The organism is Streptosporangium roseum DSM 43021 (assembly GCF_000024865.1).
GTDB lineage: Bacteria > Actinomycetota > Actinomycetes > Streptosporangiales > Streptosporangiaceae > Streptosporangium > Streptosporangium roseum.
This window is the reverse complement of sequence record NC_013595.1, coordinates 10,130,707-10,149,590: the sequence shown is the minus strand read 5'-3', so window position 1 is coordinate 10,149,590 and position 18,884 is coordinate 10,130,707. Positions and strand designations below refer to the sequence as shown.

At 69.1% G+C, this 18,884-nt stretch carries 20 protein-coding genes; 11 read left to right on the top strand and 9 right to left on the bottom strand.

Features of this window, described 5'->3' with window-relative positions:
* Positions 1-71: 71 nt before the first annotated feature.
* The gene (locus SROS_RS44430) at positions 72-320 is read right to left on the bottom strand and encodes a hypothetical protein (RefSeq protein ID WP_012895548.1); all 249 of its coding nucleotides are present in this window, start codon (positions 318-320) and stop codon (positions 72-74) included.
* Complete coding sequence (locus tag SROS_RS44425; protein ID WP_012895547.1) at positions 317-646, bottom strand: ArsR/SmtB family transcription factor; 330 nt, start codon at positions 644-646, stop codon at positions 317-319. Before SROS_RS44425 ends, SROS_RS44430 begins: the two co-directional genes overlap by 4 nt.
* 283 nt (positions 647-929) lie before the next feature.
* On the opposite strand from SROS_RS44425, the gene SROS_RS44420 reads away from it, so the two are divergent.
* Positions 930-1,481, top strand: coding sequence for a dihydrofolate reductase family protein (locus tag SROS_RS44420; RefSeq protein ID WP_012895546.1), 552 nt, complete (start codon positions 930-932; stop codon positions 1,479-1,481).
* 169 nt (positions 1,482-1,650) lie between these two features.
* Here SROS_RS44420 and SROS_RS44415 read toward each other — a convergent pair whose 3' ends face one another.
* Together SROS_RS44415 and SROS_RS52535 are read right to left on the bottom strand one after the other, a co-directional pair.
* Complete coding sequence (locus SROS_RS44415; protein ID WP_148269416.1) at positions 1,651-2,397, bottom strand: hypothetical protein; 747 nt, start codon at positions 2,395-2,397, stop codon at positions 1,651-1,653.
* Positions 2,398-2,468: 71 nt separating this feature from the next.
* Positions 2,469-2,687, bottom strand: a complete 219-nt coding sequence (locus SROS_RS52535) for a hypothetical protein (protein WP_052317167.1) — start codon at positions 2,685-2,687, stop codon at positions 2,469-2,471.
* 109 nt (positions 2,688-2,796) lie between these two features.
* On the opposite strand from SROS_RS52535, the gene SROS_RS44405 reads away from it, so the two are divergent.
* On the top strand, positions 2,797-3,468 hold the full coding sequence (locus SROS_RS44405) for an MOSC domain-containing protein (protein ID WP_012895543.1): 672 nt from the start codon (positions 2,797-2,799) through the stop codon (positions 3,466-3,468).
* 118 nt (positions 3,469-3,586) lie between these two features.
* Here SROS_RS44405 and SROS_RS44400 read toward each other — a convergent pair whose 3' ends face one another.
* Positions 3,587-4,138, bottom strand: coding sequence for a CGNR zinc finger domain-containing protein (locus SROS_RS44400; protein ID WP_012895542.1), 552 nt, complete (start codon positions 4,136-4,138; stop codon positions 3,587-3,589).
* A gap of 84 nt (positions 4,139-4,222) precedes the next feature.
* On the opposite strand from SROS_RS44400, the gene SROS_RS44395 reads away from it, so the two are divergent.
* Entirely contained in the window at positions 4,223-5,083 is an 861-nt protein-coding gene (locus SROS_RS44395) for an alpha/beta fold hydrolase (protein ID WP_043654235.1), read from the top strand.
* Positions 5,080-5,196 carry an NmrA family NAD(P)-binding protein gene (locus SROS_RS50560; protein ID WP_012895540.1) on the top strand — a complete coding sequence of 39 codons (117 nt, stop codon included), beginning with the start codon at positions 5,080-5,082 and terminating at the stop codon, positions 5,194-5,196. The genes SROS_RS44395 and SROS_RS50560 overlap by 4 nt, the downstream gene beginning before the upstream one ends.
* An 87-nt stretch (positions 5,197-5,283) precedes the next feature.
* Here SROS_RS50560 and SROS_RS44390 read toward each other — a convergent pair whose 3' ends face one another.
* Positions 5,284-5,712, bottom strand: coding sequence for a MarR family winged helix-turn-helix transcriptional regulator (locus SROS_RS44390; RefSeq protein WP_012895539.1), 429 nt, complete (start codon positions 5,710-5,712; stop codon positions 5,284-5,286).
* Between the two features lie 69 nt (positions 5,713-5,781).
* Here SROS_RS44390 and SROS_RS44385 point away from each other — a divergent pair, with 69 nt between their 5' ends.
* Entirely contained in the window at positions 5,782-6,234 is a 453-nt protein-coding gene (locus SROS_RS44385) for a MarR family winged helix-turn-helix transcriptional regulator (protein WP_043654232.1), read from the top strand.
* Positions 6,235-6,255: 21 nt separating this feature from the next.
* Here the strand turns inward: SROS_RS44385 and SROS_RS44380 are convergent, their stop codons facing one another.
* The 3 genes from SROS_RS44380 to SROS_RS44370 all read right to left on the bottom strand — a co-directional run bounded on the left by SROS_RS44380 (position 6,256) and on the right by SROS_RS44370 (position 13,881).
* Positions 6,256-12,897, bottom strand: a complete 6,642-nt coding sequence (locus tag SROS_RS44380; protein ID WP_012895537.1) for a WXG100 family type VII secretion target — start codon at positions 12,895-12,897, stop codon at positions 6,256-6,258.
* Positions 12,898-12,940: 43 nt separating this feature from the next.
* A complete protein-coding gene (locus SROS_RS44375) occupies positions 12,941-13,342 on the bottom strand; it encodes a YbaB/EbfC family nucleoid-associated protein (protein WP_012895536.1) in 402 nt (133 codons plus the stop codon).
* Between the two features lie 233 nt (positions 13,343-13,575).
* The gene (locus SROS_RS44370; RefSeq protein ID WP_012895535.1) at positions 13,576-13,881 is read right to left on the bottom strand and encodes a hypothetical protein; all 306 of its coding nucleotides are present in this window, start codon (positions 13,879-13,881) and stop codon (positions 13,576-13,578) included.
* A gap of 245 nt (positions 13,882-14,126) precedes the next feature.
* Between SROS_RS44370 and SROS_RS51565 the strand changes: the two genes are divergently transcribed.
* The 6 genes from SROS_RS51565 (at position 14,127) to SROS_RS44340 (ending at position 18,865) form a co-directional block, all read left to right on the top strand.
* Entirely contained in the window at positions 14,127-14,270 is a 144-nt protein-coding gene (locus SROS_RS51565) for a hypothetical protein (protein ID WP_169369515.1), read from the top strand.
* Positions 14,271-14,476: 206 nt separating this feature from the next.
* On the top strand, positions 14,477-14,689 hold the full coding sequence (locus SROS_RS44360; RefSeq protein ID WP_012895533.1) for a hypothetical protein: 213 nt from the start codon (positions 14,477-14,479) through the stop codon (positions 14,687-14,689).
* The gene (locus SROS_RS44355) at positions 14,682-15,122 is read left to right on the top strand and encodes a type II toxin-antitoxin system VapC family toxin (RefSeq protein WP_012895532.1); all 441 of its coding nucleotides are present in this window, start codon (positions 14,682-14,684) and stop codon (positions 15,120-15,122) included. Before SROS_RS44360 ends, SROS_RS44355 begins: the two co-directional genes overlap by 8 nt.
* A 154-nt stretch (positions 15,123-15,276) precedes the next feature.
* Positions 15,277-16,887, top strand: a complete 1,611-nt coding sequence (locus SROS_RS44350) for an ABC-F family ATP-binding cassette domain-containing protein (RefSeq protein WP_012895531.1) — start codon at positions 15,277-15,279, stop codon at positions 16,885-16,887.
* A 63-nt stretch (positions 16,888-16,950) separates the two neighbouring features.
* Positions 16,951-17,754 carry a hypothetical protein gene (locus SROS_RS44345; RefSeq protein ID WP_012895530.1) on the top strand — a complete coding sequence of 268 codons (804 nt, stop codon included), beginning with the start codon at positions 16,951-16,953 and terminating at the stop codon, positions 17,752-17,754.
* Positions 17,755-17,812: 58 nt separating this feature from the next.
* Complete coding sequence (locus SROS_RS44340) at positions 17,813-18,865, top strand: alkaline phosphatase family protein (RefSeq protein ID WP_012895529.1); 1,053 nt, start codon at positions 17,813-17,815, stop codon at positions 18,863-18,865.
* Positions 18,866-18,884: the final 19 nt, after the last annotated feature.

The window sequence follows — 18,884 nt, the reverse complement described above, 5'->3', positions numbered from 1 at the left end:
GTGGTCGTGCGGTTTCCGCTCCGGGGGCGAGTTGCCGCTCGCCCCCGGAGACCTCACTTCTCAGCTGCGGGTCATTCGACGCTCCGTAGGAGCTGTTCCACCGCCGCGACCCTGTTGGTCAGTTCCGCGAGCCTGGCCTGCACCTGTTCCTGCTGCTGGACGGCCTGCTCGGCGAGCTCGCGGTTCTTGGCCAGCTCGGCGGCGAGCACCTCGGTGCGGTGTCGTTCGAACCTGAAGTAGAACGAGATGCACCCCGTGACGGCACCGGCCAGGATCAGCATGACCGTGATGGGGATCACGATGGAACCGATATCGATCACTGCGGGGTCTCCTGCACGTGGCTGGGTCCTTCCTCGTTGTCCGCGCGAAGAGCCGCGAGGACGGTGTCGACCGTCAGAGTGAGCTCGAAGGGCGACAGCTCGATGTACTTCATGGCCTTGCCGTCGGAGGACAGCTCCAGCCGGCCTGCGACCAGCTGTGCCTTCTCCAGCCGCTCGAGATGCATGTAAAGCAGCGGACGGGACACGCCGAGCCGCCGGGCCAGCTCGCTGACGTGAACACGCCCCCCTGCCAGCTCGGCGATGATCCGCAGCCGGAGTGGATGTCCGACCGCGGCGAGCACGTTCAGCAACTCTTCACTGGTCACATGCCGTCCTCAGCAGGTTGCGTTTTCACCTGTCAGGTGAGTCTTACAGGTGAAAGTGAGAGCGTCAACCGAGTGGGGCGCGTGGGTACCAATCGTGCTGCCCCCGCTGTCCCCGCAGCCCCCCGCTCGTCCTGGCGTCTCTCCGGCCGTAGCGGCGGGGCCGGTGGCCCAGGGGCTCAGCACCTGAAGGAAGCCGTAAGTAATCCGTAAACGGGTGCTGCCAAGCTGAAGGCACATCACAACGGCGGGCCGGACAGGCCCGCCACCCCTTGAGGAGCAGGCCATGAGCAAGGTTGTCGCAGTCATCTACATCTCGATGGACGGCGTCGTGGAGGCGCCCGCCTGGACCGGGCCGTTCTGGAACGACGACCACGGCAAGTTCCAGGCCGGCCAGCTCTCCCAGAGCCGTGCCCTGCTCCTCGGCCGCGTCACTTACGACGGCATGTCCGAGGCCTGGCCGGCGATGGAGGCGGCCGGCGAGGACGTGGGCGAGATGAACAGCATCCCGAAGCACGTGGCCTCCACCACGCTCAAGGAGCCCACGTGGAACGCCACCGTCATCGAAGGCGACGTCGCCGAGGAAGTCGCCAAGTTGAAGGCCGAGGACGGCAAGGACATCCTCATCTACGGCAGCGGCGATCTGGTCAACTACCTGATCAAGCATGACCTCATCGACGAGCTCAAGCTCTTTCTCCACCCGGTCATCGTCGGCGAGGGCAAGCGCCTGTTCTCCGACGGCATCGACACCAAGACCTGGCAGCTCGCCGGCACCCACACCTTCGGTTCCGGCGCCATCGTCCTGGACTACCGCCCGGCAGCCCAGCGGGAGGCGTAGGCGCGAGGCACGCCGTGCCGCCCACCGTGGAGGCGGGGTGTCGCGGGCGATGCGACCCGCCGCCGCGGAAGAGCCGGTCACCTCCCAGGCCGGGACGGTACGGCAGCGGCCCCGGCCGACTGTCCGATCACCGGCGCGGCCCCCCCGTCCGGGAGGGCCGCCGGGCTCGTCAGCCGGAGACGCCGAGGAAGAAGGCGACCGGGATCAGGGCGACGGTCAGGGCGACGGCCCACCACCTGGGGAGGGGGGCCTCCTTCAGGACTGCGACACCGAGCGGCACGAGCGCGAGGGCCAGGCCGAGGAGGGCTGCCAGTGAGATCGGGTCGCCGCTGCCCTTGAGCACGCCCAGCGGCAGTCCCGCCGCGAGGGCGAGAGCCGCGCAGCGCGTGATGCCGGCTGGGCCGGCGCCGAGGGCCCTGGCGCGGAAGGCGCCGACGGCGAGCACGATCCAGCCGGTCATGATGAAGACGTTGACCGCCTTGAAGACGTGGAAAGCGCCGTAGGTGTCGCTGACGGCCTTCTGCGCCGCCTCCAGGCCGAGGGTGTCCACCATCTGGAAGGCCAGGTGGCTGACTCCCGCGTGGAAGACGCGGCCGGACAGGCCGAGCACCACCAGTGTGATCCCCCACCTGGCCCAGCCGGGGTGGGAGACGCCGATCCTGCGGGACAGAGAGGTCGCCGCGGGCCACAGGAGCACGGTTCCCGTGGCGAAGAGGCCGTAGGAAAGGGCCATCCGCCCCGGCTGAGCGGCGTAGGCGGCCAGCTGGCCGGGGAAGAAGTCGTTCGCCTCGATCCGCGCCAGCACCCCCGCCAGGAGCAGCAGCGGCCCGAGGATCAGGCTGACGCCCTCGACCCATGGCCCGGGGAGCGTCGTACGGTCGGGTGAGGAGGCCCGTGGGGGTCCGGTGATCGCCATGTGGATCATTGAACCGGCGGTGGTTCGCGGGCACATGGGCGCTGAAGCGAGAGTCGGGGGTATACCTGGCACTACCTCCCGCGGCCAGGACCGTGTGGACGTGCCGCCCGCCGGTAGACCCGGGCCAGGGCACCGAGGGTGCGGGTGAGCTGTTCACGCAGTCCGGCGGGCAGTGCGGTCATGAGCTTGAGCCGCGCGGTCATGAGCTTGAGCCGCGCGGTCATGAGCTTGAGCCGCGCGGTCATGAGCTTGAGCCGCGCGGCTATGAGCATGAGCCGTGCGGCGGGCACGACGGCGCCCAGCCCCAGGTCGGCGGCCGCCGCGGGCAGTCCGGTGAGGAACAGCGACGCGGCGTCGCCGGTGGGAGGAACGCCTCACACCCCTTATAAAGTGCGAATTATGCCTCTGCTTCTCTCCGTGAACCTCGCCCACCTGCACTCCGCCGACTACACCGATGCCGACTTCACCGGGATCGACAAGCGTCCTGTGGAGGGGCCGGTCGCCGTGGCCGCCCCAGGCCCGATGGGTACGGCGGGCAGCGGTGTCGCGGGAGACGTGGTGTACGACCTCCGCGACCACGGCGGCGACCACCAGGCGGTGTACGCCTTCGCCCGTGAGGACCTCGACACCTGGCAGAAGGAGCTGGGGCGCGAGCTGTCCAACGGGGTCTTCGGGGAGAACCTCACCACCTCAGGTCTTGACGTCAACGGCGCCCTGATCGGTGAGCGGTGGCGGATCGGGGCGGACCTGGTCCTGGAGGTCACCTCGGCCCGCATCCCGTGCCGCACGTTCGCGGGCTGGCTGGACGAGAAGGGATGGGTGAAGAGGTTCACGCAGGCCGCGATGCCCGGCGCCTACCTCCGCGTCATCGAGCCGGGAGAGATCCAGGCGGGTGACGGCATCGAGGTCGTCTTCCGGCCCGCCCACGAGGTGACGGTCGGGTTCCTCTTCCGCGCGCTGACGACCGAGCCCGGACTGCTGCCGCGGGTGCCCGACGCCGGCGACGCGCTCAACCCCACCTACGCGGCGAAGGTGCACAGGCGGCTGGCAGGGCGGTCCCGGGAAGTCTGATCCGCGTCACCCCCCGCAGGCGGTTCCGGGAGGCCTGATCCGGGCCGTCCCGACGGGTGCCCGGGGCACGGATCCGGCCGCCTCCGCCTCCGCCTCATGCCGAGGTGGGAGCGGCTCACTACTTGTGGCGCTGGTAGTAGCGCGCCACCCGGACCCGGTTGCCGCACAGCTCGGGAGAGCACCAGCGCCGCCGGGGATGGGCGGGCAGGAAGAGCATGCGGCAGCCGGGCCCCTCGCATCCGCGTACCGATGCGATCGGCCCGGACAGCAGGTCGATCGCCGCGCCCGCGAGTGTCGCGACCAGCGTGGACCGGTAGTCGCCCGCGCGTCCGGCGCTGACGACCAGCCGGTTGTCCTCCCAGCTCAGAGTCCGATACGGCGGGGCCAGCCGGTCGGCTCCGCTCAGCGCGCGCAGCGCCGGGGCCGGAGGCTCGGCCCCTCGTCGCAGGTGGTCGACCACCGTGCCGACGATCTCGCGCAGGTCCAGGACGGCCACCAGGTCGGCGTCGGTCAGGTCCGCTCCGGGCTGGGGAAGACGGGGTGCCTGCGCTCGCAGCCATGCCCGTAGCGCGTCCACCGTCGTCAGGTGGTCCACGGGCCCGTCGGGGGAGTTGCCGAGGGTGTTGAGCAGGTCGAGCGCGACCGGTTCGCCGGTCAGCGGGAGGTCCATGTTTCTAATGGTATGAGATCGATTGACACGTTAGAAGTCGGCGGGCTATAACTAATGCATCTTCTAGGGAAAGAAGCATGTGAGATGGATGTGCCAAACGTTGCCCACCGGTCGGTGGACGTGGACGGGGTCCGCGTCTTCTACCGGGAGGCGGGCCCCCGCGACGCGCCCACGCTGCTCCTGCTGCACGGCTTCCCGTCCGCGTCCCACCAGTTCGCCCGGTTGATCGACGCCCTCGGCACCCGTTACCACCTGGTCGCGCCGGACTACCCCGGCTTCGGGCACAGCGAGGCGCCGGCCGGGTTCGGCTACTCCTTCGACCGCCTCGCCGACGTGGTCGAGGGGTTCGTGGACAGGCTCGGGCTGGACCGGTTCGTGCTCTACGCGTTCGACTTCGGGGCGCCGGTGGGGTTCCGCCTGGCCGTACGGCGTCCGGAGTGGATCGCGGGCCTGGTCGTGCAGAACGGCAACGTCTACGAGGAGGGGCTGAGCGAGGCGGCGCGGGGGTTCGTCGCCCTGGGGCCGGGCGAGGAGGAGCAGGTGCTCCCGCTGCTGACCCTGGAGGCCACCAGGGGGCAGTACGAGGGCGGCGCGTCCGATCCCGCCGCGATCGCCCCCGACGGATGGACCCTCGACCAGCACTTCCTCGACCTGCCGGGCCGCAAGGAGATCCAGATCGACCTGGCGTTCGACTACAAGAGCAATGTCGCGCTCTACCCCGAGTGGCAGGCGTGGCTGCGTGAACACCGGCCGCCGACCCTGATCGTGTGGGGACGGAACGACCCCTTCTTCGTGGAGGAGGGGGCGCGGGCTTTCCTCAAGGATGTGCCGGGAGCGGAGTTGCACCTGTTCGACACCGGGCATTTCGCACTCGAAGAGAAGTTGCCACAGATCGCCCCCCTGATCGCCGACTTCCTCGAGCGTGCCGGAGAGGGCAGCAAATGAAGATCGCAGTCGTCGGGGCCGGCGGGCACATCGGCTCCGCCGTCGTCCGTGAGGCCCGCGAGCGCGGCCACGAGGTCACGGCCGTCGCCAGGGACGCCTCTCGGCGGCCCTGACGCCCGGATCACGCTCCCGGACTTCGCCGCCGCCCTCGTCGACACGCTGGCGAAGGGCTCATCCGTCCGGGAGCGCTTCACCGCCGGCTACTGGCCGCCCATGTTGGCCGACATCCGGCTCAGCACATCGATCGTGGCCCGGTACTCCTCGACGCTGATGCCGTCGGTGAGCCGGGCGCGGGTGGCGGTCACCTTCCCGAGCAGGTCCGCGTGCGCGCGGGCCCCCGCCTCGGTGAGGGAGAGCTCCCCGTCGCCGTCGAGCCAGCCGCGCTCGCGCAGCTCCCGGGCGAGGGGACGCAGGGACGGCTGCTCGGCGGTGAGGAAGGGGCTGAGCTCGGCGTCGATGCTCTCGACCGTGCTGGGCTCCCTGGCGACGACGTTCATCACCTGCCAGTGGCGGCGGGTCAGGTGCTCCTCGGTGAGGAGCTTCTCGAAGGACGACTCGGCCAGTTCGTGGAGGTGTTTGATCCAGTAGCCGATCGGCCGCCGCTGACCGGTGATCTCGGAGACTTCCATGGTGCCGCCCTTCGCGGAATCTATATGTACTTTGACAATAACATGTATTTATACATGTATTATCGGGACATGGAAGACTCTCAGGCGGTCGCCGCCGTCGAACGGGCGATGGTGGCGATCCGGCGCAGCCAGAGCCGCCGCGCGATCCAGCGCGTCGCCGGCGACACCCGGATCGACCCCGCGCTGTTCGGCGTGATCGACGCGGTGGAGGAGGGCCCCGGGGCGGCGACGGTCGGCTCCGTCGCCGACCGCATGGGCATCGATCAGCCCCGCGCCAGCCGCCTGGTGGCCCGTGCCGTCGACGCCGGGCTGTTGCGGCGGGTGGCCGACCCCGAGGACGGCCGCCGCAGCACCCTGGAGCTCACCGGCCCGGGTGTCGAGCAGGCCGACCGGGTCCACCGGTTCCGGCGCGAGATCTTCGGTACGGCGATGCGCGACTGGCCGGAGCACGACCAGCGGGAGTTCGCCCGCCTGCTCGGAGCCTTCGTGGGAGCGCTGGGGCGGCGCTACCGGGGCGAATGAGACACCCGCATGGACCGGCCACTACGGCGCCGTCGTCCGGTTCCCGTCCTGCGGGGAGAAGATGAACCCGGGGTGCTCGCGGTTGAGCCGCTCGACATCGGCGGCCGAGAGCCGTATGTACAGCCCGTCGGGGACATCGATCATCAAGTCTCTTCCCTCGCCGTGGAAGACGAGGCTGGTGGCGCATCGGTAGTACGTGGTCTCGGTGCTCGCCTCCAGGTTGCGTTCGCGGATGTTGCTGTTCCGCGACCCTGTCTCCTCACCGGACCCCCGTCCTCCGCCGGTACCGAGGATGCCCACGGTGCTCTCGGAGGTCGGGCCGGCGGACAGGCCCACGTGGCCCTCTCGTTCCCTGCTGTCGCTGTGGCCATGGCCGGTGCTCGTCATCGTCTGGCTGTACACGCGTTGTTTGATCGACGCCTCGGCGACCGGTTCGGCACGCAGGACCTGGAGTCCGACCTTCCCGAGACCGGGGATCACATACTCGTGCGCGAGCAGCGCCTTCAGGTTGGCGCGCGTCGCCCTCGGGCTGCCGGCCTCGTCGAGGAGCATGCCGAGCGGACGGCTGAGCTCGTATCCGAGGGGGCGGTCGGACAGCCGGGGCACCGGTCCCTGAAGTTTCGGCGGCAGGGCGGCGACCGGGGCCCACTGCTCGATCAGGAGGGCCGCCGGAACGGTGACCTGGTTGGCGACCTCGCCCAGCGTCGCGTTCACGGCGAGGGGGGTGACAGGCCTCGACCAGCGTGGCGCCTCGCCTGTGACGACCGTCTGCGCCGTAACCGGTGTGCCCTCGGCGACCGGCACGGTGACGTGTTCGGGCACGATCAGGCGGAGCTCGCCGTCCGCCACCCCGGTGGACGTGGATGCCGGATGACGCCTGTCCCAGAACCTCTCGGCCGCGTCGTTGCCGGTCAGCTCCGCCCATTTGTGCAGGGCGCCGCGGACCCCGCGGGCCAGATGCTCCAGGCCGGGCGGCGGCTCCTGACTGCGCACCACCTCGATCTCGTACCGGACGGGGTGGGTGAACTCGTGTGAAAGGTCGTAGGTCTGAACCCGGTTGATCTCCTTCACGTTGTCGTTGCGGACGTGCGAGGTTCCGGAGTCGGAGATGCTCCTGGCCGACATCTCGGCTCCGCCGATGGTGCTTTCGGCATACCTGCCGTAGCGCGCGAGCGCTCTGGCTCCATGGCTGGAACCGGCCTCGTGCATGGTGCCGGCGCCGCTGAGGTTCTCACTGCGGAGCATGAGCTTGACGTCGGGACGTTCCGCGGTGTGCGCGCCGTCCAGCACCACGGCCTTGACCCGGACCCCTACGTAGTCGGTGAGACCACGGCCACGCTCGACGGGGATCCAGGTCGTCACTCCGGTACGGAGCGACAGCAGGTTCGCCGACAGGGCCTGCTCGTTGTACTGGGAACGCAGGGCCTCCATGACCGGGCCTGTCGTGAGCTCCTCGCCTTCGAACAGGATCCGCTGCTTGTGGAAGATCTTGACGAGCTCCGGGAGCACCTTCCCCGCGGCGAGATGCTCGACGTGCGCCGAGCTCATCGCCAGTTCGGGGGAGACGTAGGCGCGGGGCGCCGGCACGACGGCCTCGGCGGGGGCGGGCCCCTCCAGTCCGAGGTGCCGCGCCATCCGGTCCGGCGTCATGAAGTCCATGATCTTGTTCACCCGGAGGCCGGTGGTCTGGCCCTGCTCGACCGAGCTGCCCTTCCACCGGATCGGGGTCACCTCCACGACCAGATCGCCGCGGTACCAGTGTGAGTCGGCGCCGTAGGTGGCGCGGGCGACGTCCGCGCCACCGGCATAGGCGCTCTCGTTCGAGGCCCGCCCGGCTGAGAAGGTCGCCGCGGCCATCGCCACGAGTTTGTGCTCGGTCCCGCCTTCCCCGGAATCGCCCAGGGTGGAGCGCGTTCCGATCATCGCCTGCGCCTCCAGGCCCCTGGTGTCGCCCTTGCCGGTGATGACCCTGGAGCTCGCGTTCGTGTAATGCTCGTACTCCACCTCCGAGCCCGACCTGGTGTGTTCCAGCCCGGCGATGCCGACCTTCACGCGCAGCGCCTGGTTCCAGCCCCCGTGTTCGGGCAGTTCGATCGTCATGCCGTCCGGAGAGGTGAGCAACCCGATGTTCGCCTCCAGATAGGAGGACCGGGTGAGCTCCAGGATCTCGGCCGGAACGTCTCGACGCCCCTCCGGCGACGGCAGTCCGGTCCACTCGGCGTGCGCCCTGGCCACCTCCAGGGCCAGGTCGGGCATGGCTCCGAAGCGGATGATGCCGGCGGGATGCCCGGTGAGGTCGAGCATGTCGCCGGGACGGCGGTCCAGGGGCTCGATGCGGCCCACACCCGCCACGTCCTGCGCGCTCACCGGCTGCTCCGGCACATGCTGGTGAGGCACCACGATCTCCGCCGTGCCGCCGTCCACCCGCCAGGAGACGTCCACGGCCTCCTCGCCCTTCTTCGTGACACGCAGTTCCACCTCGATGGGGACCGCCCGTTTGAACACGGTGACCGTGCCTTCGGTCTCGGTCCGGCGGTAGACACTGTGACCGGACGCGAAGGCCGTCCTGTCGGTGGATCCCGTCATCGCCCTGACCAGCATCTTGGGGAAGTCGATTCCCAACTTGGGAAGCTTGATCCCGAATATCTCTTTCACGTCCACTTTGAGGCGCAGGTTGCCGGAGAGCTCGAAACCGGCCGCCTTGACGGTCGTCCATCCGGTGTTCAGCGCGGCCCCCACGGTCCTGCGGTCGTTCACCGTCAGGGGATATTCTTCGGCCCCGTGCAGCGCGTCGAGGGTGCCGCGGGCCGAAACCTCGATGTGGTGGCCACTGACCGTGGTCCTGTAGTCGATCCCGGTCAGGAGATGGGTGAGGTCGGATTCCAGGGCGGGACGGCCGAAATGGGCGTCGAGATCCCGGAGGACCTGCCGTAGCGCGGCCGGTGGAAGGTCGGGCGCGGCCTCGGGGAGGGCGGCGCGGATTCCCGTGACGAGGTGCTCGCTTCCCGTCACACGGGCCGGTGTGCCCAGCCCGGGTCCACGTCCGGCGGCCAGCATCAACGGCTCCTGCGGATGGGGCTCGTACGCCGCGCGCGGGCCCTCACCGTGCGGCTGGACGGATCCGGTGTGCGGGATGGCGAACTCCTCCCGCACCTCCGCGAGCTCGTTCCGCAACCCGTCGAGCTGATCCCGAACGTTGGCGAATTCCTCCCGTACGGGGGTCAGCTCCTCGCCGAAGATGTCACGCTCGAACCGATCCGCCTCGCGCACCGGTAGCGCCATCTCCATACGCACGTCGACATCGAAGGAGTTCAGGTTCTCCGAGGTGACATGGAGCCGTACTACCGCGTCATAGAGAACGATGTCAGCCTTTTCAAGGAAATTTACCTTCGTTACGTCTGTATCAGATGCCCCTATAGAGTGGTTCTTTCCGATTCGGGCATTGGCGCCGGCCCTTACGACGATCTTGTCGGAGTGGCCTACGTCGATCTTCAAGCCGACCAGACCGTTGACCGTGTCGCCTTCCTGTGCCGTCGAGCCCGTGGCCGTACGCCGCCCCAGGTCGTCGCGGAGGCGCGTCTCGATCGGCATCTCCCTGCTCCCCGGCCTGTTCCCCGTCACGGGCTCCATGCGCAGGACAGTGGAGGTGACGTGGAAGGCGTCTTCGGTGGAGTGCAGCCGAGAGGTCTTGTACCGCACCGCCTCGGAGGTGAATCCGCTTGTCAGCAGCCATTGGCTGCGGTTCTTCATCGCCTGCTCGCTGTGCGCGGTGGACATGAGGTGATCGACGATCTTGACGACCTGGTGCGACGGCACGCCCGCCTCCACCAGCCGGCGCTGCACCTCCAGCGCCAACGGCCTGGTGTCCACCGCGGTGACGAGAACGCCGTGGTCCGGTATTCTCCGGGCCGCAGCGGGCGGGACCTCGTGCCGGGGGAGAGCCGGCGGCCCGTCGTTGCCGGTGAGCTGCCCCGTGCGGCGGAAGTCGGAGGGGAAGGGCACGACCACGGACAGGTCGGGAACGCCGGCGCCGTACGGTATCTCCGATCCGTTCCGGTAGATCCCGAACGACAGCCCGGCGTCGAAGAAGTCGTGCTGGTAGGCGACCTGCTTGCGGCCGCTCATGACATCGACGCTCCTCGTGTCGCTCGCGCGGGACGAATGCCTGACCCCTACGCCGGGCAGTGCGAGTGCCTCCACCTCATCCGTGGTGTCCCACATCTTCGCGACGCCGGTGGTCCGTGTTGAATTGCGGCTTACGGACCCTCTGCTCTCCACGCCGTCACCGCCGAAGGAGACGGGATAGGGGCGCGGGCCGTCCGGCGTCTGGGCGGGGGAGAAGTCGCGCATCGCCGGCTTCAGATACACCACATCGTCGCCGACGCTCAGCGCCGCACCCCTCTGCAGCAGATCGGTCCACTTCTCCCGATCGGCGTTGGACAGCTGGTCGGCGAGCCACGTCTTGATCTTGGTGCGGATCTCAGGGCTGAGATCGCCCGGAATGCCGTCCACCCACTTCTGCGCCGCGTCTGCGGGATCCGCCGGGATCCGGACCTCATGCAGCGCTGTCTCTCCGACGGCGCCGATCTCAACGTATCGGGGCGGATTGATCGTGGGCGGCTGGGCCGGCGGAACCGTCGCCACGACACCCGGCCTCCCGGAATTCCCTGTTGTGGGCACGGGATCGCCGGAGGGCCGCTCCTGCCGGGCGGAAGGAAGGTCACCGGTGGGAACGGAACGGACGGGTGGTCTCTCCGGCGTGATCAGCTGGACCGCGTTGCCCTGGCCCTGGTTGATGAGCTCATCGATGCTCGGGCGCGGGGCGGGTGAGATGCCGGTGCGTCCGGGACCGTGTGGCGGGCTCTGCGGAGCGCCTGGCGTTTCCCTCTGCCCGTCCCCGGAGCCCGGAGCGGACCGATCCGCCACAGCAGCGGTGTCCGTCTGGGTCTGGTCGTCATGGGGCACCGGTGGCACCGAGGGGTGCAGCAGCGGGGGAGCCGGACGGACCGGAGCGGCGGCCTGGTGCGGCGCGGCGGTGGCTTCTCCGGTCCGGTCGCCCGGGAGGTCCACCTCGTTCGGCTGTCTGGGGGTCGCGGCGGTGGCTTCTCCGGTCCGGTCGCCCGGGAGGTCCACCTCGTTCGGCTGTCTGGGGGACGTGGCGGTGCCGTGCGCCGTGTCACCGGGAGCGGCGGGCGGCGGCGAATCCTGGCGCCGCACGACCTCGCCCACGATCGTCTGTCCCGTACCGGCCGGCCGGTCGCCGGAGCCGTTGGGCCTCCCTCCGGAACCCTCCCCTTCCCCGGAGCCACTCCTTCCCGGGCCGCCGTCGCCTCGGGGTGCCGGGGTGGGCGTGCCGGCCGGGTAAACCACGGTGCCGGCGTCGATGCGCACCGGATCGGGCCGCGACTCGGCCGGTGGGGCATGCCGCGTCACCGTGCTCGCGGACTCCGGGCGGCCGCCGTCCGGGGCGGGCCCGGCATGGTTCATCTGAACGGGAGACGGGTCCGTGACGCCGGCCAGCGTCGTGTGCGACGGCTGGATGACGGCCCCGTGCCCGGCCGGCGTCGTGTGCGATGTCTGATGAGCGCTGGGCGCCGGATCCGCGGGGCGTACCGCCTCGCCGGTGTGCGGGAAGGCGGAGGGGCCGCCGCTGCCGGGGGACGGCGTGCCGTACGAGCCGGACCGGTCCCCGGCGGGGGACCCGCCGAGTTCGGCGACGGCGGCCATCGGGTGATAGGAGACGCGTGCGCCGGCCGGGACGTCGAGGCCTCCCACGACTCCGGAGACGAAGCTGTAGAACAGATGGGACGAATCGAGCTGGCCGCTCATCGCGAGCCCGGGAGCACTGCCCACGGTGCCCGCGACGCCGCCCATCAGGGCGCGCCCGTACAGGGCCTGGCCGAACGCGGCCACCTTCTCCCGCAGGGCCAGCTCGGCGCTCGACGCGACGTATCGCACTTCCCGCGCGAGCAGGCGGCTGAGGCCGAAGTCCATCCCGGTGAACACCGCGCCGGTGAGGGCGCCGCTGCCCGTGGACAGCAGGAGCGAGCCGACGTCATAGTGCTCCCGGTGCCCCCAATCTTTCTGCGCGGTCTGCACGGCGAGGTCCAGGCCGCCCATGATTGCGGCGAACCTCCGCATGTTGGCGAGCATCTGGCGCTTCAGCTCGTCGATCGACATCTTCGTGAGCAGGGTCCGCTCGTAGATCGCGGCGAGGACGCCCGGGCCGTTGACGTAGATCCACACCAGCAGGCGCGCGATGGCGAGGGCGAGCAGCGCCAGCGACGCGTAGATCATCCACTGGGTGTGCTCCATCTGCACGCCGTACTCACGGAGGTTCGCGGCCTCCGCCCGGATCGAGTCCTCCAGCCGCTTCAGCAGCGCCTTACCCGAGACGTCGCCTTGGGGAGCCTCCTGGGAGAGCTCCGCCAGCACCGCCTGAAGGGCGTTCTTCGCCTCCCCCTTCCACCCGGGGCCGCGCAGGGAGGCGAGCAGTCTGTCGACGTCCTCGGCCTCGATCCGGGAGATCATGACCGCGATCTGGTCCAGCGCGTCCGCCTCGCGCATGATCCGGTCGACGTCGGCCTTGGGGAACGCCCCTCCGGCCAGAGCCGGTGCCACGCTTCTGACCAGGTCGGGAACGAAGTCGAGATTCAGCCCCATCAGACAGTGTGCTGCCGCTCGGGCGAGGTGGCGGGCGCCGTCGTCATGGGCGCTCTCCGCGACCCTTCGGACGCGGCGACATGGCCTGCGCCAGGAAGGACGGGAAGTCGACGCCCTCGCCGAGCAGGTCTTCGAAGGGGAGGTCCGCCGGCGCGAGCGGCCGCACGGCTTCCTTCAGCTCGCCGGAGACCGTCCGGGTGGCCAAGCCGATCTGCTCGATGAGCGAGGCGGCCAGTTCCGACGGGGACAGTTTCCGGTAGACCCGCGGATCAAATTCGATCTTGCGTACGTCCCCGCGCGCCCCCACGGTGACGGTCACCATGCCATCCTCCGACGTGGCCGAGGCGGACATGTCCCGGGCCTTCTCGTGCATGTCCTGAACCTGCCCGGTCTGCCGGTTCACCTCCTTGACGAGCTTTTCGAGCACCGTCCAAGGCTCGTCCATGCTCACGCTGACACCCCCATGAGACGATTCACTCCTGTCTCGATCACATCAGGATTATCGTCTGCACCTGGAAGCGCACCACGGTCCTCACGTTAACTCCTGGTGGCACCCTTGTTAACTTTCGATTGCCGTAAACGGTGGTATCCATGGCCACTCGCGCCTGACCAGCTCATTGACAAGATGAGCCGGAAGCACTCCGGCGGTCACGCCGTGGTCTATCTCTCATTTTCTGATCATCCGCGTATGGTGCCGGCCTCATCGCTCGCCCGGTAGTTGGCGGAGGCCGCCCTGACGTTGGGTTCCTGCGCGCCCACCGCCTTTTTCAACAGGTCCAGGGCCTCACCGATGGCGGCCAGCCGACTCCCGCCCGACTGCCAGTAGGCGTGAGCGAACTCGTCGTCGCCGAGCGCGGCCCGCGTGGACGCCATGACCTCTTCGAAACGGTCGTGCACGGTGAAGAGCTTGACGGCCGTATCACGGATCCCGCCGGCCAGACCGTGCAGCTGGTCGGTGCTGTAGCTGAAGCCGTCGGATTCCATGAGCCAACCTTAATGATCGGTTCGGATATGAGAAGGGTCGGCCCGGGTTCTTCGAGGAATCGGACCGCGACCGGGGGCGGCGCAGTGGGAGCAGCAGGGATGGAGCCGCCCTCATAGATGCATAGTGTTACGAATCCCCAGCATGTTTTTACGCTCCGCAAAACCGGGTGCGGATGGTTCGCTTCGGTGTTCCGGTGGCCTGCTCGGAGCTTCTGGCGGGCCGTCTGACGGTGGAGGAGTTCGCGATGGCCATACGTGTCGTCGACGATCTCGGCGTGACGGTCCACCCGATCGGCGCCGACCATCTGGAACGGGCCGGTCCGGCGGTACGTCTGACGCTGCGCATGTACGACGCCGTCTTCGCCCGGCCGGCGCTCGACAGGATATGACCCCCTCCTCGTAGGACAGGTCCCCCCACGCGATCAACAGTGGCACATGTCGTGGTCGGTCAGTCCACTTGCAAGCTGTGACCCTCATGAACCCCAGTGGTTTGACCAACCTGATACGAGCTTCGTCTTTTCCAGCGGCGCAGGCCGCCATCTACCCGGTAGCGGTGATCCTGCGCCCGGCCGGAACAGGGTCGTACACTGCGGTTATGAGCGCGATGCGTGAGGAACTCCATCTGCTGGTGGACGAGTTGCCGGAGAGCCGGGTGTTGCCGGTGCTCGCGCTCGTCAGGGAGAACGTGTCGTCATCCCGTCGGAGGGAGAAGGCTGCGGTGGCTCTGGAAGCCATCCGTAACCGGATGCGAGGGGTGACCGGGGTAGACGAGGAGTTGGACCGGCTCCGGGACGAGTCGCGTGGCTGACGCCTACATCGTTGACACCGGCGTCTTCCTTCGCTGGTTCGTCGATCAGCCCGGGTTCGAGCATGCCCGCGAGGTTCAGGAGGCATTCCTGGACGATCTCGTCGAGTTGGAGACAGCGGACTTCGCCCGGATCGAGGTGGCCGGAGTGCTGCGGAAGAAGGGGTTTCTGACGGGCCGCCTGACGGCGGAGGAGTTCGCGATGGCGGTACGCGTTATCGACGATCTCGGTGTGACGGTTCATCCGATCGGTGCCGACCATCTGGAGCGGGCTGCCGGTCTGGCCGTACGGCTGACGTTGCGCATGTATGACGCCGTCTTCGCCCAGCTGGCACTTGACCGGGGAGTTCCCCTGCTCACGACGGATGCCAAGCTCTGTCACGCGGTCGAAGGCGTGGTGAAGACCGAACTGCTCCGAGGCGTGGGAGGGATCTGACCTCGCCCGGCCACCGAGGCCGATCGCGAACCCGGTGCCTCGTTGGCCACGCTCCGGTCCGGTGTGAACGCACGGTGCCGGGACGGTGGAAATCGAAATGCCCAAAAGGTAGGTGGGCAGGTACCCTGCGCGAGGACCTAGGAAGGGAATCGTCGTGGGACACGTAGAGGTCGGCCATCTGACGTACGTACTGCCGGATGGGCGGCCGTTGCTGGACGATGTGTCCTTCCGGATCGGTGAAGGGGTCAAGGCCGCGCTCGTCGGGCCCAACGGGGCGGGCAAGACGACGTTGATGCGGCTGATCGCCGGGGACCTGCAGCCGGTCGAGGGGAGTGTCGCCAGCTCCGGCGGGCTGGGGATCATGCGCCAGTTCATCGGCAGCATCCGCGACGGGCGGACGGTGCACGACCTGCTGGTCAGCGTCGCCCCGCAGCGCGTACGGCAGGCGGCCGAGCGGCTGGACGCCGCCGAGCTGGTGATGATGGAGCGCGAGGACGAGAAGGCCCAGATGCGCTACGCGCAGGCCATCACGGACTACACCGACGCGGGCGGCTACGACATCGAGGTGCTCTGGGACACCTGCGCGATGGCCGCGCTCGGCATGCCGTACGACGACTGCAAATACCGCGAGGTCAACACGTTGTCGGGCGGTGAGCAGAAGCGGCTGGTGCTGGAGGCACTGCTGCGGGGGCCGGACCAGACGCTGCTGCTGGACGAGCCGGACAACTACCTGGACGTGCCGGGCAAGCTCTGGCTGGAGCAGGCGCTGCGCGAGACGCCCAAGACAGTGGTGCTGGTCAGCCACGACAGGCAGCTCCTGGCCAACGCGGCCGACCGGATCGTCACCGTCGAGTCGGGCAACATCTGGATCCACGGTGGCGGGTTCGGCACCTACGCCCAGGCCCGCAAGGATCGCAGCGAGCGCCTCGACGAGCTGAAGAAGCGCTGGGACGAGGAGCACGCCAAGATCAAGCGGCTGGTCCTCATGCTCAAGCAGAAGGCCAAATACATGGACACCATGGCCGCCGCCTACCACTCGGCCCAGACCCGGCTGCGCAGGTTCGAGGAGGCCGGGCCGCCGGAGGCGGCGCCCAGGGAGCAGCTCATCAGCATGCGGCTCAAGGGCGGCCGGACCGCCAAGCGGGCGGTGATCTGCGAGAGCCTGGAGCTCACCGGCCTGATGAAGCCGTTCGACCTGGAGATCTGGTACGGCGAGCGGGTCGCGGTGCTGGGATCCAACGGCTCCGGCAAGTCACACTTCCTGCGCCTGATCGCCGGTGAGGACGTCCGGCACACCGGCGTGGCCAGGCTCGGCTCCCGGGTCGTCCCCGGCCACTTCGCGCAGACCCACGCCCGCCCGGAGCTCGTCGGCCGGACTCCCTGCGAGATCGTCATGACCGAGCACGCCCGGCTGAAGAACGAGGCGATGAAGGCGCTGTCCCGCTACGAGCTGGCCGGGACCATCGCCGAGCAGCGGTTCGAGACGCTGTCCGGCGGGCAGCAGGCGCGGCTGCAGATCCTGCTGCTCGAACTGTCCGGCACGACGCTGCTGCTGCTGGACGAGCCGACCGACAACCTCGACCTGGCCAGCGCCGAAGCGCTGCAGGAGGGGCTGAACGCCTTCGACGGCACCGTGGTCGCGGTCACCCACGACCGCTGGTTCGCCGACGACTTCGACCGTTATCTCGTCTTCGGTTCGGATGGAAAGGTATACGAATCCCCCGAACCGGTCTGGGATGAGACGAGGGTAGTGCGCCAGCGTTAAAGAGTCCGCCCGACCTGGGCGTGTCTGCTGGAGAGGGGCGCGTTCGCGGGTTATCACCACTAGGTGACGTACAGCACCCGAATCGTCGGCGCTCTCGCGCTGCTCCTTCTTGCCGGATGCTCCTCATCCCCCGAGAAGGAGCAGGCCGCCTCGCTCAAGCCGCTCTCGGTGAAGGAGGAGACCTCCTCCATCCTCAAGGGAGACGACGGATATGTGGTGAACTGGGCGGGGGTGCTGGTCAACAGCAACCCCTGGCACTTCGGCGAGCACGTGGTGGCCACGGTGATCGCCAAGGACGCCAAGGGCAAGGAGGTCGTCCGGCTGGAACAGCCGCTGGACGCCGTGCCGCCGGCCGGGTCGCTCTCCTTCACCGGCCAGGTGGTCGCCGTGGAGAAGCCGTCCCAGGTGAGCATCCAGTACCGCCCGGCCCAGTGGCGCCAGGCGGCCCGGATCGTCTCGGCCTTCCGGCCGTTCCCCGTCTCCGACGTGCTGACCGAGCGCAGGGACGACGGCTACCTGATCACCGGGTACGTCGGCACGCCGTACCGGCTGCCGGCCAGCAGCCTGGCGGTCACCGCGCTCCTGCGCGACAAGAACGGCAAGCTGCTCGGCGGCGGGAGCACGTTCGTGGACGACGTCCGCGCGAACGGCAAGCGCCGGTTCATCCTGAACATCGAGAGCGTCCGGGACACCAGCAAGATCGCCAAGGCCGAGCTGGTCGCGCGGACCTGGGGATCGAGCAGCCGCCCCTACGAGGAACTGGCCCTGGGGGGCATCGCCCCGCCGCACAGGGCCAAGCCGACCACGGCGCCGTTCGCCAGGGACCGGGGCAGGCAGGTCGCGCCCGCCGGCGACGTCCGGCCGTAACCGTGCCCTCCATGCGTGCCGTACGGCGTGGCGGGCCGGGCGTGCCGGCCGCCGGAAGGTGAGCCGCAGTTCCCGGCCGTGGCGGAGGGCCCTGACGGCCTCGCCGGCCCTGGCCCTGCTCCTGGCGTCGGGCTGCGGCCACGCCCCGGGGGCGCCGGGCGCCCCGGCGCTGCCGCGGCCCAGTGTCGCGGTGGTGTCCACTCCCTCGTCGACCCCCTACATGTCGATGACGCTCGTCCCGACGCCGGTGCCGAGCCCGCCCCCGGTCCCGCCGCAGCCGAAGGTGCTGGTCGTCGGGCTGGACGGGGTGCGCCGCGACCGGCTTCTCGCCGCGAGGGCGGTGCACTTCCGGCAGCTCATGCGGGCGGGGACCTTCCTCACCGGCCAGTTGGAGGTGCTGAAGAAGGTCCGCTCCAGCAGCGGTCCGGGATGGTCGACCGTGCTGACCGGGGTGGCGCCGGGGAAGCACGGCGTGCACAACAACTCCTTTGAAGGCCGTCAGTTCACGAAATATCCGGACTTTCTCACGCGGCTGGAGAGGATCCGGCCGAGCCTGCACACCGCGGCCGTGACCGGCTGGCGCTACCTGATGGACATCGGGGCGGTCGGCGCCCTGGTCGACTGGCACGCCACCAGCCATCTCAAGCCATACAAGATCGGCGACAAGGACGCCTTCATCATCGACAGGATGACCGACCTCCTCCGCACCAGCCAGGTCGACATCGCGTTCATGCACCTTGAGGTCACCGACGCGGTCGCCCACCGGTCGGGAGTGCTCGGCCCCGCCTACCGCCGGGCGATCGAGACGGTGGACGGCTACCTCGGCCGGCTGTTCGGCGCCATCCGCGCCAGGCGCACCTTCGCCGCGGAGAGATGGACGATCATCGTCACCACCGATCACGGCCACCGGGACGAGGGGGGCCACGGGGGCGTCTCCCCGAAGGAGCGGAGCATCTTCGTGCTCGCCGCCGGGCCGGGGATCGCCCAGGGAGTGCGGAGCGGGGGAGCCCGCCAGGTGGATGTGGCGGCCACTGTCTTCGCCCAGCTCGGTATCCCTCTCCCCGGAAGTCTCGACGGGAGATCGATCAGCGCGGTCCGGGGTGAGAAATAACCATTCATCAAGGTTTATG